This is a genomic window from Mesorhizobium sp. ArgA1 (assembly GCF_053714375.1).
This window is the reverse complement of record NZ_JBSKBQ010000009.1, coordinates 49810-64021: the sequence shown is the minus strand read 5'-3', so window position 1 is coordinate 64021 and position 14212 is coordinate 49810. Positions and strand designations below refer to the sequence as shown.

Annotated in this window: 12 protein-coding genes; 9 read left to right on the top strand and 3 right to left on the bottom strand. The window is 65.2% G+C overall.

The genetic code is table 11. From position 1 onward, the window contains the following. Window positions 1-3 precede the first annotated feature (3 nt). Entirely contained in the window at window positions 4-1224 is a 1221-nt protein-coding gene (locus tag ACWGTI_RS19815) for a helix-turn-helix domain-containing protein (RefSeq protein ID WP_454588672.1), read from the bottom strand. Window positions 1225-1600: 376 nt separating this feature from the next. On the opposite strand from ACWGTI_RS19815, the gene ACWGTI_RS19810 reads away from it, so the two are divergent. The 5 genes from ACWGTI_RS19810 to ACWGTI_RS19790 all read left to right on the top strand — a co-directional run bounded on the left by ACWGTI_RS19810 (window position 1601) and on the right by ACWGTI_RS19790 (window position 6887). Beyond that, window positions 1601-2353 (top strand): DUF899 domain-containing protein, encoded by a 753-nt coding sequence (locus ACWGTI_RS19810; RefSeq protein ID WP_454588671.1) that lies wholly within the window; start codon window positions 1601-1603, stop codon window positions 2351-2353. Window positions 2354-2454: 101 nt separating this feature from the next. Continuing rightward, window positions 2455-2727, top strand: coding sequence for a hypothetical protein (locus tag ACWGTI_RS19805; RefSeq protein ID WP_454588670.1), 273 nt, complete (start codon window positions 2455-2457; stop codon window positions 2725-2727). Between the two features lie 37 nt (window positions 2728-2764). Next, window positions 2765-3769: a zinc-dependent alcohol dehydrogenase family protein gene (locus tag ACWGTI_RS19800; RefSeq protein WP_454588669.1), complete on the top strand. Its 1005-nt coding sequence runs from the start codon at window positions 2765-2767 to the stop codon at window positions 3767-3769. Between the two features lie 262 nt (window positions 3770-4031). Next, a complete protein-coding gene (locus ACWGTI_RS19795; protein ID WP_454588668.1) occupies window positions 4032-6581 on the top strand; it encodes a caspase family protein in 2550 nt (849 codons plus the stop codon). A 12-nt stretch (window positions 6582-6593) separates the two neighbouring features. Continuing rightward, the gene (locus tag ACWGTI_RS19790) at window positions 6594-6887 is read left to right on the top strand and encodes a hypothetical protein (RefSeq protein WP_454588667.1); all 294 of its coding nucleotides are present in this window, start codon (window positions 6594-6596) and stop codon (window positions 6885-6887) included. A 27-nt stretch (window positions 6888-6914) separates the two neighbouring features. Here ACWGTI_RS19790 and ACWGTI_RS19785 read toward each other — a convergent pair whose 3' ends face one another. Beyond that, entirely contained in the window at window positions 6915-7220 is a 306-nt protein-coding gene (locus tag ACWGTI_RS19785) for a hypothetical protein (protein WP_454588666.1), read from the bottom strand. 131 nt (window positions 7221-7351) lie between these two features. Here ACWGTI_RS19785 and ACWGTI_RS19780 point away from each other — a divergent pair, with 131 nt between their 5' ends. Beyond that, on the top strand, window positions 7352-9493 hold the full coding sequence (locus ACWGTI_RS19780) for an alpha/beta fold hydrolase (RefSeq protein WP_454588665.1): 2142 nt from the start codon (window positions 7352-7354) through the stop codon (window positions 9491-9493). Between the two features lie 8 nt (window positions 9494-9501). Here the strand turns inward: ACWGTI_RS19780 and ACWGTI_RS19775 are convergent, their stop codons facing one another. Beyond that, window positions 9502-10116, bottom strand: coding sequence for a TetR/AcrR family transcriptional regulator (locus ACWGTI_RS19775; RefSeq protein WP_454588664.1), 615 nt, complete (start codon window positions 10114-10116; stop codon window positions 9502-9504). Window positions 10117-10379: 263 nt separating this feature from the next. On the opposite strand from ACWGTI_RS19775, the gene ACWGTI_RS19770 reads away from it, so the two are divergent. The 3 genes from ACWGTI_RS19770 to ACWGTI_RS19760 are packed head-to-tail and all read left to right on the top strand — an operon-like array spanning window position 10380 to window position 14151. After that, window positions 10380-10874, top strand: coding sequence for a (2Fe-2S)-binding protein (locus tag ACWGTI_RS19770; RefSeq protein WP_454588663.1), 495 nt, complete (start codon window positions 10380-10382; stop codon window positions 10872-10874). Then, a complete protein-coding gene (locus ACWGTI_RS19765; RefSeq protein WP_454588662.1) occupies window positions 10871-11854 on the top strand; it encodes an FAD binding domain-containing protein in 984 nt (327 codons plus the stop codon). Before ACWGTI_RS19770 ends, ACWGTI_RS19765 begins: the two co-directional genes overlap by 4 nt. Next, window positions 11851-14151: a xanthine dehydrogenase family protein molybdopterin-binding subunit gene (locus tag ACWGTI_RS19760; protein ID WP_454588661.1), complete on the top strand. Its 2301-nt coding sequence runs from the start codon at window positions 11851-11853 to the stop codon at window positions 14149-14151. Before ACWGTI_RS19765 ends, ACWGTI_RS19760 begins: the two co-directional genes overlap by 4 nt. Window positions 14152-14212: the final 61 nt, after the last annotated feature.

Genomic DNA, 14212 nt, shown 5'->3' with positions numbered 1-14212 from the left:
TATCTAGCCGTTCGGCAGCGGTGCCGGGAGTAACAAGGTGGTCGTGAAGCCGGCCACAGGCGGCGTCATCCAGCGGCGCGCGGGACCATGGCCGAACGACTGCACCTTGCCGGCCTCGGCGAGCTGATCGAGCGCTCGCTGCACGCTGCGCTGGCCGGCGCCGAGTGCCAGCGCCAATGCCGAACTTGCCCAGGCTTCGCCATCAGCCAGGAGGGCCAGCACCGCCGCGTGCCGCTCCTCGATCGGCCGCGCCAGCACCGCCACTTCGCCTGCCTGGCGCGGCGCCAGCGCAAAGCCCCGGCTGGTCGCCCCGATGGCGGCCAGCGGCCGCAATTCGGCGCGCAGGCGGCCGATCTCGACCCGCAGCCTGGCGCGGTGCGATTCATCCGCGTGCCTGCCGCCAAAGGCACGGGCAATCAGCGTCGCCCTCGACACATCCGCCGGCCAGGCTTCGGCGAGCGCGCGCGCCAGCGCAAACAGCACCGGGCGCGTCGCCAGCGAGACCGTGGTTTCCTGCTTGCGCACGACATAGCGGAACGTATCGACGACCAGCGCCGACGACGCCACCAGCGCCTCGACATCCTCGAGCAGCAGCGGGCGTTCCTCGCCACCAGCGATCAGCCGGGCCGCCGGCGTATCCAGCGCCAGGAAGGCGCGGTCGACCTCGGCCATAAGGCCCGGAATGCCGGCCCGGCGTGCGGCATGGCGCGCCCACTCCAATGCCTGGCGCGCGGCTTTCGTCTTCAGACGCCGCATGGCGATGCCGGCAACAGCCAGTTCGTGCGCGGCGCGTGACGCCGGCGGAAGCGGCGCCGGATCGAGGCCGGCCAGCACGTCTTCAGCCTCGTCGAGCCGACCGATGAGCAGCAGGCGCCGCACCTTGAGATGCCCGGCATGCGCGGCGTTCAGCCGGTCGCCATGCTTTTCCAATGTCGCCCGCGCCGCATCGAGAGCCTTCGCCGGCCAGCCGAGGTCGCGCGAGACCAGCGCGATCTCGGCTTCGGCGACGACGCATCTGGCGCGCGCCACCGCCTCCTTCGTACCGAAGGCACGGGCGGCCCGCCGCAGCAGTGCTTTGGCGCGATCGAGATCGCCGAGCTGCGCCATCGCAATGCCGCGCAGCGCCAGCGCCGGCGCATCCTCGCGCAAGGCGACGCGGTCGAGTGCGGCCAGCGGATCACCCGCGGCCAGCGCCAGCCCTGCCGCGGTGATCAGCGAGTCCATTCAAATCCCGTCACACTTGTAACTCCCACCCCGGCGCTGCTCGGCCCTAACTTAAGTCACCGTCGCCAAGCAGCAAGCCGGGACGAGAACCTAGCCATCTGGACTGGCAGGAGACACCCCGGGCGACGTTGACGGAAATATGGCCATTCGTTAGCCTGAGCATCTCAGATAAACGTATTAAGCTTCTCAATGAGGAAAAACCGATCATGCCTACTTTCGAGGATCTTGAGCACGCTGTGCGGCCCCGCCACCCTTGCTGCGGTGGCCCGCCTGCAAATCCCGTCACATTTGTAACTCCGCCCTCGCCGCCCCGCGGCCCTACCCTACCTCACGATCAACAGACAACGACGCGCCGCAACGGCAAAGGAGACGAGCAATGACCAAGCACGTGGCAATGAAGACCCCGCCAATCGTTTCAAGGCAGGAATGGGAAGCCGAGCGCGAAAAGATGCTGGTGAAGGAGAAGGCGACGATGCGCGCCAGGGATGCGCTGTCGGCCGAGCGCCGGCGCATGCCTTGGATGGAAGTCGACAAGGCCTATGTATTCGAAGGCCCCAACGGCAAGGCAAGCCTGCTCGATCTGTTCGAAGGCCGCCGTCAGTTGATCGTCTACCGGGCTTTCTACGAGCCCGGCGTCTATGGCTGGCCCGAACATGCCTGCCGCGGCTGTTCGCTGGGGGCCGACCAGGTCGGCCATCTCGCCCATCTCAACGCCCGCAACACCACGCTTGCCTATGCCTCGCGCGCGCCGCAGGCTGATATTGTAACGCTGAAGAAGCGGATGGGCTGGGAGATGCCGTGGTACACCATCACCGACAGCTTCGACAAAGACTTCGGCGTCGACGAATGGCACGGCCACAACGTGTTCATCCAGGATGGCAAGAAGGTGTTCCGCACCTACTTCATCAACAGCCGCGGCGACGAGCAGATGGGAACCGTCTGGAGCTATCTCGACGCCACGCCGCTCGGCCGCCAGGAAGTGTGGGAAGATTCGCCCGAAGGCTATCCGCAGACCGAGCTCTACAGCTGGTGGAACTGGCACGACAATTATGACGCCGGGCCCGACAAGAGATGGGAAGAAGTGTCCGCAGCCGGCGAGGCCGCGTTCCGGGACAAAGACGGCAAGTAAGGACTGATAGCGACGCCCATCCAGCGTCGTTTCCTCTCCCCGCCTATGGCGAGGGAGGGGAACCAAGTCCACAAGGCACTGACCATCAAGGGATCAAGACCATGAGCGACATCGGCACTGGAGTCAGCAGCGAGATCCCTCAAACCACTGGCGCGGCTCATCTTGGCATCGCCGACTGGCTATGCCTCGCCGCGGCGCCGACATTCGCTGTAATGGCGTTGCTCACCTGCATGCACACTGGCGACGGCGTCATGTCTTGCCTGGGGGCCGATGCCTCCGTGCTGACCGGCATGCCGCTGATGTATCTGCTGATGAGCGCCTTCCATCTGGCGCCATGGCTGCGCGTGATTTCGGGCCGGCCGGTCCGACGATAGCACCGCATTCTGCCCCCCCGCACGTCGGAGAAAGACAATGAAGCTGGTCAGGCTGAGAGCGCCGGGCGGGTTGGACAGGCTCGACCTGGTCGAAGAGGATCATCCGCAGCCTGGGCCTGGCGAAATGCTGGTCAGGATCCGCGCCTGCTCGCTCAACATGCGCGACGATTTCGCGGTGCAAGGCAAGGTGCCGCTCGCCAACCGCCGCGTCCCGCTGTCGGACGGTGCCGGCGAGGTGATTGCCGTCGGCGACAGCGTCGGCACGTTCAAGTCCGGCGACAGCGTCGTCAGCACCTTCTATCCCGGTTGGCTGGGCGGCGACATGACATCGGAGACAAGGCGCGACATTCCGGGCGACAGTTTCGACGGCTTTGCCAGCGAATATGTGTGCATGCCGGCGCAGGCCTTCACCAGGGCGCCGGCCGGCTATACGCATGCCGAGGCGGCAACGCTCACCTGCACCGGCGTCACGGCCTGGCGAGGCCTGGTGACATGCGGCAAGGTCAAGCCCGGCGATACGGTGCTGATCCTCGGCACCGGCAGCGTGTCGCTGTTTGCGCTGCAATTTTCCAAAGCCGCCGGCGCCCAGGTCATCGCAACGTCGTCCGACGAAGAAAAGCTGGAGAAGCTGAGACGCCTCGGGGCCGACAGTGTCATCAACTACAAGGCGGTTCCGGACTGGGGCGGCAAGGCCAGGGAACTGACGGACGGACGCGGCGTCGATCACGTGATCGAGGTCGGCGGACCCGCGACATTGACGCAGTCGATAGCCGCCTGTCGGACATGCGGACACATCGCCCTCATCGGTGTCCTGACCGGCTTTGTGGCCGAGGTTTCGATCCCGGCGCTGTTCTCGAACCAGATCCGCGTCAGCGGGATTTCCATCGGCAGCAAAGCCGACCAGGAAAACATGATCCGGGCGATCGAGGTCAACCATCTGAAGCCTGTCATCGACAGCAGCTTTCCACTGCAGGACATCGCCGCAGCGTTCAGGCACTACGAAGCGCAGAAGCATTTCGGCAAGATCTGCCTCGACGTTTGACCCTCGCACCCTGGCCGCAGCCCGCCAACCCTGGCGTCGGACGGCGCATTCGGCACGTCGATGCGAACTGTGAGACTTGTCACATACCCTCTCCTAAAGCGCGTGTTAATGCCACCGTGATCGGCGCCGAAAGAATCGCCTTCTATGGTCTGGCGGTGACGGGGCTTTCACTTTATCCTGTGGCAGGTTGCATACTGTCAACGGACCTTGATGCCGCAAGCGGTGTTCTCGTCGGCGTCAGGCAGCGGCCAGGGGTTTTGCCATGCTCCGACTTTGCGGATTCATCGCGGCCTTCATCCTCGTTAGCCTCACAACCTTTGAGGCCTGCGCCGATCGAAGGGTCGCTCTCGTCATCGGCAATTCCGAATACCGTGACATCCCGGCACTGAAGAATCCGGCCAAGGATGCCGAGGATGTGTCGGCCACGTTCCGGCTGGCGGGCTTCGAGGTTTTCGTCGCTGAGAACCTCACCAAGCAGCAGTTCGAAGGCCAGTTCCGGGACTATCTGGCGGCCGTCGACGGCGCTGATCTCGCCGTCGTCTACTATTCCGGGCACGGCTTTCAGATTGGCGGTGAGAATTTCCTGATACCGGTCGACGCCTCGCTGAAGAAAGCGGCCGATATCGAGGTCCAGGCCATCAAGCTCAACGATGTGCTGGAGCAGTTGCGCTCGAAGTCGAAAATCCAGGTAATCATCCTCGACGCCTGCCGCAACAACCCCTTCCCGCGCAACAATTACTGGCTGCGTGACCAGCTTGTCACCGCCGGCAACACCGGGCTGGCGCAGGTGCGCAGCTCGCTGAACACGCTGATCGCCTTTGCCACCGAACCGGGCGCCGTCGCCTATGACGGCAGCGGCGACCTCAGCCCGTTTTCATCGGCCTTTTCGCGGCGTGCGCTGGCGCCGAACCAGGAGATCCGCACGGTCATGTCGGCGGTACGCCGCGATGTCGTGCAAGCCACCAACGGTATGCAGGTGCCTTGGGAAAACTCGTCGCTGATAGACGACGTGGTGCTGGTGCGCCGCAGCAACCGGCCTTCGCTGCCGCCAGTGCTGGAAAAGGTGGTGCTGTCGGGGGTCGGTCCTGTCGCTCTCGGCCTGCCGGAGCCGTTCGATGTCGATGGCGGCGCCATCACCGTCAGCATCGAAAGGCCACCCGCAATGGGCCGCCTGATCCTGGACGGCAAGGAGGTCGCGGTGGGCGAACCGATCGCGGGCAAGGACCTGCCGCGCCTGCAAATGGATGTCCCCAAGGGAGCCGCTACGCAGGACGAGGTGGATATGCTGGCCTATGCCACGCAGGACAATTGGGGCGGCGGAAGCCAGGGCATATTGGTGTTCCGCGTCAAGAGCGGCGAAGGTGCCGCGGGCCAACAGATCATGGCCTCGCTCGAGGCCGAGCAGAAGCAGCAGGTGCTGGAGCGCGGCATCCACATCACGGGTGCTGCCGAAGCGATCGAGAACCGCAAACTTGATGTTCCCGTCGGTGTCGGACCGGTTGCGCTCAATCTGGATTTCCCGACCGACGATCCGGCGGTCAGCCTGAAGGTCTCGGGATATCCGGCAACGGGAACGCTGTCGCTGCCGGATCGGACGCTCTCGCCACAATCGAGCTTGTTGGCCGGTGAAGTCGACCATCTTCGTTACGAGCCGCAGATCGGCGCCAACGCGCCGATCGTGGTTGGTTTCGAAATCCGCGCCGATAACAGTTCGTCCAAACCGGCGACGATGAAGATCTCGCCTGCGGTCGATGCCTGCGATACCGCGGCCGGCGAACCGCTCGACCTGCAAGGCGTGGTACCCGGCCTGCTGCCGAACGAGATCGGCACCGGTGCCGTGGCGGCCTGCGAGGCCGCGGTGAAGACCTATCCCGATGTCGCCCGCTTCCGCTACGAGCTCGGCCGCGCACTGCTTGCAGCCGGCAGGGTCGGCGAGGCCAAGGCAGCCATCGAGGACGCCGCCAAGAAAGGGCATGTTCGCGCCGTTTTCGAACTCGGCTACCTCAACGCGACGGGAACCGGAACGGCCATCGACCGCACCCAGGCCAACGCCCTCTACAAGGCTGCCGCCGACAAGGGCGATCCCTACGGCATGACGTCGTGGGGCCGCGCTCTGTTCAACGGCTACGGCGTCAACCGCGACACGGCCAAGGGTCTCGACCTGCTGCTCAAGGCGGCGGCCATGGGGCACACCTATGCCATGAACGATCTTGCCGCGATCTTCACCGAGGGCCGCAACGGCGTGCCTGCCGATCCGGCCCGCGCCGTCGCCTTCCTGCAGGCCGGCGTCCAGCGCCAGGACATGTATTCGATGAACCTGCTCGGCCGCAATTACCTCGCCGGCCAGGGCATCGACAAGGATCCGAAAACAGCGCAGGCGCTGTTCCAGCAGGCCACCGATCTTGGCCAGCCCTACGCACCCGGCAGTCTCGCCCGCATGTACAGGGATGGCGTCGGCGTGCGCCAGGACCCAGCGGAGGCGCAACGACTGTTCGAACTGGCGACCGCGCGCGGCGATCCGTCCAGCGCCTATGATCGCGCGGCGCTCGAAATGGCGAAAGGCGGCACGGCCGATCAGGCTGTCGCGGTGCGTTTCCTGGCGTTCGCGGTCGCGCTCGACCTGCGCAAGGAACTTCCGGACGCCAAAAAGGGCCTGGCGCAGTTCGGGACGAAGCCGAAAACGGTAGCCCTGGACGCGCTGCGTCAAGAGCTCAAGTCGAAGATCCCCCCGTCCGGTTCGCTGGACACGCAACTGGTCAATGCGGCCCGGGGGGTCTGGGAAGAAGCCAATCCGCGTCGGGACTTGTTCTGAACAATGGAGGCCATGGTGGGCAAGGCATTGAAGCAGATATTCATCGGGACAATTTTCTCCGGCGTTCTGGCCGGGCTCATGGGCTGCACCTCGGTGTCGCCGATGTTTGAGCCGGCGCCGCCGGTGAAGCATAGCAAGGTGGTTCGCGTAGCGCCTCAGCCGAAGGTGATCCGATACAAGAAAGCGGCCACCGGCAAGGTGATCAAGCCGACGGAAGAGACTCCGCCAAAGCCGCCTGTCATTCCGGCTCTCGGCGGTGGCGGTGGCGGTGGCGGCGGAAGCAGCGGTGGTGGCGGTTGGGGATGAGATCGTCAACCAAAGCAGGCGCCCTGCTCACCGGCGCCAGAGGGTCTTGCTGAAGACCGCATGGGCCTTGGACAATCCAGGCCACGGCATTGGCCGGGCCGCGGACACTTGGGCGCAGCGCTGCACGAAAACGCGGCCTACGAACGCTGCCAATGCAGAGGCTGTCATCGCCGCCGGATCCAGCCTGCGAGCCATCGATGCCCGATGGGCCTGTTGCGTTTCGAGATAGCCGGCCAGCGCAATGTCGTGCCGCGACGGCGCGCCACGCTCCTGCCGGTCGCGCCCGGGATAGTCATGCCAGATGGGCCATTCGGTCGAGCCGGGGTGATGCACGGGTGTCCTCCTGCGAAAAGAGATTCAGTGCGGACAATCTCCTCGAGCATCGTGAGAAACGCGTGGGAACCTGCGTGATGGAATCGTGAAAAGCGCCTCGGCGGCGGAATAGTTGTTGAAATGGAGTAAGCTTGAGCGGATCGTCGGCGGCAGTGACCGTGGCGGATCCGATGACCGGACCTTATCTTCACCTGCTGGGTGGTTTCGACTTTACGGGCGTCGGGGCGGCGGTTCCGGCCATCAGCCGCAAGGCGCGTGCGATGGTTGCCTATCTCGCACTCCAGTCGGGGCATTCGCAGTCGCGCGAGAAGCTGGCGACCCTGCTCTGGGGCATCAACAGCGAGGCACAGGCGCGAATGAGCCTGCGGCAGGCGGTATCGTCCGTCAGGAAGGCCATGCAAGTGTGCGGCGGCGGCCGCTTCCTCACCGACGGCGACAGCGTCGCTTTGCATCTCGACGGCCTTGATTTCGATGTTGCGCGGTTCGAGGCGCTGGTCGCCAGCCCGGCACCCGAAGACCTCGAACTGGCGCTCAATGTCTACCGCGGCGACCTGCTCGACGGCTTCGGCCTGAAGGAGGAGCCATTCGAAGACTGGCTGAGAATCGAACGCGAACGGCTTCGGGCTTTGGCCGTCGCGGCGCTTGACAGGCTTGTCGCGTATTATGCCGCAACGAACGATCCCGCCGCATGCGTGCGCGCGGCTACACGCCTGCTCGCTATGGAGCCGCTGAGGGAGGACGTCCACCGTGCCCTGATGCGCGCCTATGCGGCGCAAGGCCGGACCAATCTCGCGCTGAAGCAATATGAGCACTGCCGCACAGCGCTTCAACGCGATCTCAAGCTGCAGCCCGAGCCGGAGACGCGGCAATTGTTCGAGACGCTGCGGACGCGCCGCACGACAGCGCCGGCACGCACAGGCACGACCGATTCGGATGACGCTACCGGCTTCAGCGACCAACCCGCGCGGCCGCAGACCCGCTACGTCAAATCGGCGGGAGTCAACATTGCCTATCAGGTCACAGGCGACGGCCCGATCGACCTGATCTATGTCTCGGGATGGGTGTCCAACCTCGACCATGCCTGGGCCTCGCCACGGCTTTCGCATGTGCTCAGGCGTCTCGGCAGCTTTTCGCGCCTGATCCGCATGGACAAACGCGGCACTGGCTTGTCCGACCGCAATGTCGGCTTGCCGACGCTGGAAGAACGCATGGAAGACATGCGGGCAGTGCTCGATGCGGTCGGTTCGAAGCGGACCGTGCTTTTTGGCACTTCCGAGGGTGGCCCGATGTGCATGCTGTTCGCGGCGACCTATCCTGAACGCACCGCAGCGCTCGTGCTCAACGGCGCCTATGCCAGCGGCAGACGACTGCGGGATTACCCCTGGGGAAAGACAGGCGAGCAGGTGGAGGAAGACCTCGCCGCCATCGAACGGCAATGGGGAGAGCCGGCGGATATGAGCAATGCCGCCCCCAGCCTGATGAACGACGCATTCGAACGGGAATGGTTCGCCGCCTATCTCAGGAATTCGGCCTCACCGGCAGAAGCAATCGAGCTCTGGCGCTGGGGCACTGAAATCGATGTCCGCGATATCCTACCGGCCATTCACGTGCCGACCCTGATCGCCCAGGCAACAGGCGACCGCTGGGTGAACGCGGAAGAAGGGCGCTTCCTGGCAACGTCTATCGAAGGCGCCAGACATATCGAATTCGCCGGTCGTGACCACGTGATCTGGGGCGAGAATTCCGATCGCCTTGTCGACGAAATCCAGGCTTTCGTCACCGGCGCGTTGCCGACGGCTCCAGGCGAACGGCTGCTGGTGTCGGTGCTGTCCCTCGATATGACGGGCTCGCCTTTCGGCATCGAGCTGGCCGAGCGCCACGCCGAGGCGCTCCATGGTGAAATCCTCGCGGCCGAAGGCAGAGAGATCAGCCGATCGAACGGCAAGGTGCTCGCGGTGTTCCAGCGGCCAACGCGGTCGATCCAGTGCGCGATCTCCATTCGCGATCGCTTCCGGCGATCCGGTGTCGAAGTCCGCTCGGCGGTGCATATCGGCGAGTGCGAGCAGCGCGGCCATCAATTTTCCGGCGCGGCGATCGAGCTGTCGTTGCGGCTGCTCGATCATGCGCAGCCGGGCGAAATCATCGCGTCACGCACGGTGCGCGACCTCGTGGTCGGCTCCGGCCTGGGGTTCGAGGAGCGTGGCGAAATGGCAGCAAGCGGGCTGCCCGGCGCGGTTTCGTTCTATTCGGTCGATGGTGCGTATTCGGCCTGACCGACAAGTCACCTCTTCCCCGCCCCAAATCGCAGCCCGTCCATCAGCAGCTTGACCAGCCGGCGCGAGCGGTCGCGCCAGTCCTTGGTGTCGGGGGCCGAGTAGATGCCGCCGAGCGCATGCAGCACGTCGGTAGCGTCGACGTCGCTGCGGATCGAACCTTCGGCCGCCGCCGCCTCGACCAGCTGCCGCAACGCCAGCGACACCCGGCCCGACAAGTCGGAAAACACGGCGGAATTGGTGTTGAACAGGATGCGCAGGCTGGCCGCCAAGCCGCGCTTGGTGGCGATGTAATCGACGAAGCGCTGCATCCACTGTTCCAGTGCCATGTCGGCCGGATGGTGGCTGGCGAGGTCGTCGGCGGCCGCGCAGAGTGCTTCGACTTCGCGTCGGTAGACCACTTCGACCAGATGCTCCCGGGTTGGGAAATGCCGGTAGAGCGTGCCGATGCCGACACCCGCCTGGCGCGCGATCTCCTCCAGCGAGGCATCGACGCCCTGCTCGGCAAAAGCCGTCGCCGCCACCTCGACCAGCCGGTCGCGGTTGCGCTGCGCGTCGGCGCGCAGCGGTTTTGGCGCTGCGGCTTCGCGCTTCTCGTCGGCGGTTTTGTGCAGGTCGTCCAATTTTTTCTCCACTCAACGCACATATGGGGCTTGAACCATGACAGTTCAGCCCCCACGTTAAATAAACGGAGGCGCCTCCGCTTTAGTGGAGTGCCTTTATCATATAACCAGGGGATGCGGTATGTCACGTGCTGAAGGACCGAAAGCTTCCCCTGCCCGCTGGAGACCGGCGCGGCGAAGCTGGCGCGCTCTGCCGCCCTTGCCGTCCCCCACCCAAGCCCATTTCAAACCCCTAGCGTCAAGCAACTGGAGCCAGACGCCTCATGACCGACCAAACCACCTCCACCACCATCCCGATCCATCTTACCATCAACGGCCACGACCATGAACTGCAGGTCGAGCCTCGTGTCACCCTGCTCGACGCGCTGCGTGACCGCCTCGACCTGACCGGCACCAAGAAGGGTTGCGACCAGGGCCAGTGCGGCGCCTGCACAGTGCATGTCGACGGTGAACGTGTGCTCGCCTGCCTGACGCTTGCCGCACAAGTCGAAGGCCGCGAGATCACCACCATCGAAGGGCTGGCCAGCGAAGACGGCACGCTCAACGCCGTGCAAGCCGCTTTCCTCGACCAGGATGCCTTCCAGTGCGGTTACTGCACGCCGGGACAGATCATGTCGGCAGTCGCCTGCATCCGCGAAGGCCATGCCGGCTCGGATGACGAAATCCGCGAATATATGGCCGGCAATCTGTGCCGCTGCGGCGCCTATCCGCACATCGTCGCCGCCGTGCGCCAGGCGGCACTGGAGGTCGCGTCATGAGAGATTTTTCGTACGTTCGCGCTGCTACACTCGATGCCGCACGGCAGGCGGCCGCCCTGCCTGGCGCCATGCTGCTTGCCGGCGGTACGACGCTGGTCGATCTCGCCAAATGCGGCGTCGCCGAACCCGACAGCCTGGTCGACGTCACCCATATCAAAGGGCTCGACACCATCAAGGTCGACGCTGACGGTGCCCTGATCGGCGCGCTGGCCAAGATGAGCCACGTTGCCGACCACGCCGAGATCAAGAGCAGCTTTCCCGCGGTCTCCGAGGCGCTGTGGCAGGCGGCCTCGGCGCAGCTCCGCAACATGGCGACCATTGGCGGCAATCTGATGCAGCGCACGCGCTGCCCCTACTTCCGTGATCCTACGAATTTTTCCGCTTGCAACAAGCGCTCACCCGGCAGTGGTTGCTCGGCGATCGGCGGCGTCACCCGTGGCCATGCCGTGCTCGGCACCAGCGACGCTTGCATCGCCATGTATCCCGGTGACCTCGCCACCGCGCTGGTCGCCTTCGACGCCACCGTGCATCTTGGCGAACGCCAGGTCGCGGTCGACGACTTTTTTCTCCTGCCCGGCGCCACGCCCGACAGGGAACACGCCATCGAGCCGGGCGAGATGATCACCGCCATCAGCATACCGGCTTCCGCCTCCGCCAGGCGTTCGACCTATCTGAAAGTCCGGGACCGGCAGTCCTATGAGTTCGCCGCTGCAAGTGCGGCGGTCGGCATCGACTTCGAAGCCGATGGCCGCACCATCCGCGACCTGCGCGTCGCGCTCGGCGGCATCGCGACAAAGCCGTGGCGGGCGCGCGCCGTCGAGGCGGCGCTTAAAGGCAAGGTGTTGGACGAAGACACGGTGCGCACCGCCAGCCTGCTCGCCGTCGAAGGCGCCGTCGACCACGGCGCCAATCACTACAAGATCGAACTGGCGCCGCGCGTCGTCGCCCGCGCCATCCTCAAGACGGGAGCCATGGCATGACCATTCACGACCCCAGAACCCGGCACGGCGACGCTTCGGACGGCACTGTCGATCAGGTCGGTGGGCGGCTGTCGCGCGTCGACGGCCCGGCCAAGATCACCGGCGCGGCGAAATACGCGGTCGAGCAGCAGCTGGAGGGCCTCGCCTATGGCGTGCTGGTCGAAAGCACGATTGCCTCAGGCAAGGTCCGTTCCATCGACACGTCAGCCGCCGAGGCAGCCCTTGGCGTGCTCAAGGTGCTGACACCGGACACGATCATGAGCCTCAAGACCGCATCCGATTGGTTCGGCACACCGCCGCCGGACAAGCCCTACTGCCCGCTGGCGCGCGACATCACTTTTTCCGGTCAGCGTGTGGCGGCTGTTGTGGCAGAGACCTTCGAGCAGGCGGTCGCTGCCGCGGCCCTGGTCAAGGTCAGCTATGACGAGGCACCGGCCATCGTCGACCTCAGCGACGCCAAGGCCGGCGACGGCATCGCGATCGCCGCCATGACCAAGGAATGGGGCGACGCCCAGGCTGCCTTCGCCGCCGCTCCGGTGCACGTCTGCGGCGCCTACAACACGCCACGCGAATACCAGGCGCCGATGGAGCCGCATGGCCTCATCGCCCAATGGGAGGGCGACAAACTCACCGTGTGGGAGCCCAGCCAGTGGCTCGACGGCATGGCGCGAACCTATGCCGAATGGTTCGGTATTCCTTTCGAAAATGTGCGCCTGGTCTCGCCCTATATTGGCGGCGGCTTCGGCTCCAAGGCGCTGGCGCTCGGACATGGCGCGGTGGCTGCGGCTGCGGCCAAGATGCTGGGACGGCCGGTGAGGGTCGTGATGACGCGGCCGCAGACTTTTACCGGCTATGGCGGCCGCGCCGCGACACGCCAGACGGTGACGATCGGCGCCGACCATGACGGCGTGATACAGTCGATCGTGCATCGCGGCGTCAATGAAACATCCATAGACGGCATGTGGGTCGAGCCGCTGGGCGTGGTCACCTCGATCATGTATGCGACGCCGAACTTCTCCTCGAAGCAGAATGTCGTCCGGGTGAATTCGGTGGTGCCCGGCGCCATGCGCGCACCTGGTGAAAATCCTAGCGCCTTCGGCATCGAGAGCGCCATCGACGAACTTGCCTATGAGGTCGGCATCGATCCGCTGGAGATCCGGCTCAGAAACTATGCCGAGCAGGATCCGGAAGCGAAAAAGGCCTGGTCGACAAGGCAGTTGCGCGAGGCCTTTGCCGCAGGTGCGGAACGCTTCGGCTGGTCGAAGCGCACGCCCGAGCCGCGCTCGATGCGCGACGGCAACCAGCTGATCGGCTGGGGCGTGGCGGCCGGAACCTACCCGGTGCGGCGCGCCTATGGCGAAGCCAAAGTGCGCATCCTTGCCGACGGCTCGGTCGAGGTCGAAAGTTCCTCGATCGACATGGGCCAGGGCACCTACACGATCCTGGCGCAGACGGCGGCCGAGACGGTCGGTGTGGCGGCCGACGATGTCGTGGTGAAGCTCGGGGATTCCCGATATCCCCGCGCCGGCGTCGCCGGTGGGTCGCGGCTGGCCGGCGTCATGACGGGCGCGGTCTACAAGGCGGCGACATCGGCGCTCGACCAATTGGTCGGGCTGGCGATCAGCGATCCGCGCTCGCCCTTCCATGCGCTGCAGGCCAACACGCTGGTCGTCGCCAATGGCCGCATCACCGCGCCGCGCGGCGATGGTCCTGATGTCTCCATTGCGGAACTGCTCAGCAGCGTCGGCTGCGACCGGATCGAGGCCGTCGGCGATACCATGCCGGCCAATTCGAGCGCGCAGGATCGCTACAAGAACTACACCACCATCGCCACGTCGGTGCCGCACACCGAGGGCGACTATTCGCGTCACTCCTGGTGCGCGCATTTCATCGAGGTGCGGGTTGACGAGGATTTCGGCACGGTGCGCGTGTCGCGCGTGGTGTCGGCGCTGGATTCGGGCCGGCTCTACAACCCGAAATTGGCCGAAAGCCAGTGGAAAGGCGGCATCATCATGGGCATCGGCCAGGCGCTGCTGGAAGAAGGCATCGTCGACCGCAGGCATGGCCGCATCGTCAACAACAACCTCGCCGACTATCTGGTGCCGACCAACGCCGATATCCCCGATATCGAGGTCATCTCGGTCGGCATCCCCGACCCGCATTCCTCGGTGCTCGGCGGCAAGGGTGTCGGTGAACTCGCCATCGTCGGTGTGGCGCCGGCGATCGCCAACGCGGTGTTTCATGCGACAGGGAAGCGGGTGCGGGATCTGCCTATCACGCTGGAGAAGCTGATTTGAGGTGAGCAGCAAAGCTGCCGATCTCCCCCCTCGTGGGGTCCTCGTGGGGTATCGGCAGATT

What these genes read in the sequence shown, in the direction of transcription:
- ACWGTI_RS19815 (WP_454588672.1), bottom strand. Translation starts at nt 1,224, where the DNA reads ATGGACTCGCTGATCACCGCGGCAGGGCTGGCGCTGGCCGCGGGTGAT.
- ACWGTI_RS19810 (WP_454588671.1), top strand. Translation starts at nt 1,601, where the DNA reads ATGACCAAGCACGTGGCAATGAAGACCCCGCCAATCGTTTCAAGGCAG.
- ACWGTI_RS19805 (WP_454588670.1), top strand. Translation starts at nt 2,455, where the DNA reads ATGAGCGACATCGGCACTGGAGTCAGCAGCGAGATCCCTCAAACCACT.
- ACWGTI_RS19800 (WP_454588669.1), top strand. Translation starts at nt 2,765, where the DNA reads ATGAAGCTGGTCAGGCTGAGAGCGCCGGGCGGGTTGGACAGGCTCGAC.
- ACWGTI_RS19795 (WP_454588668.1), top strand. Translation starts at nt 4,032, where the DNA reads ATGCTCCGACTTTGCGGATTCATCGCGGCCTTCATCCTCGTTAGCCTC.
- ACWGTI_RS19790 (WP_454588667.1), top strand. Translation starts at nt 6,594, where the DNA reads ATGGTGGGCAAGGCATTGAAGCAGATATTCATCGGGACAATTTTCTCC.
- ACWGTI_RS19770 (WP_454588663.1), top strand. Translation starts at nt 10,380, where the DNA reads ATGACCGACCAAACCACCTCCACCACCATCCCGATCCATCTTACCATC.
- ACWGTI_RS19765 (WP_454588662.1), top strand. Translation starts at nt 10,871, where the DNA reads ATGAGAGATTTTTCGTACGTTCGCGCTGCTACACTCGATGCCGCACGG.
- ACWGTI_RS19760 (WP_454588661.1), top strand. Translation starts at nt 11,851, where the DNA reads ATGACCATTCACGACCCCAGAACCCGGCACGGCGACGCTTCGGACGGC.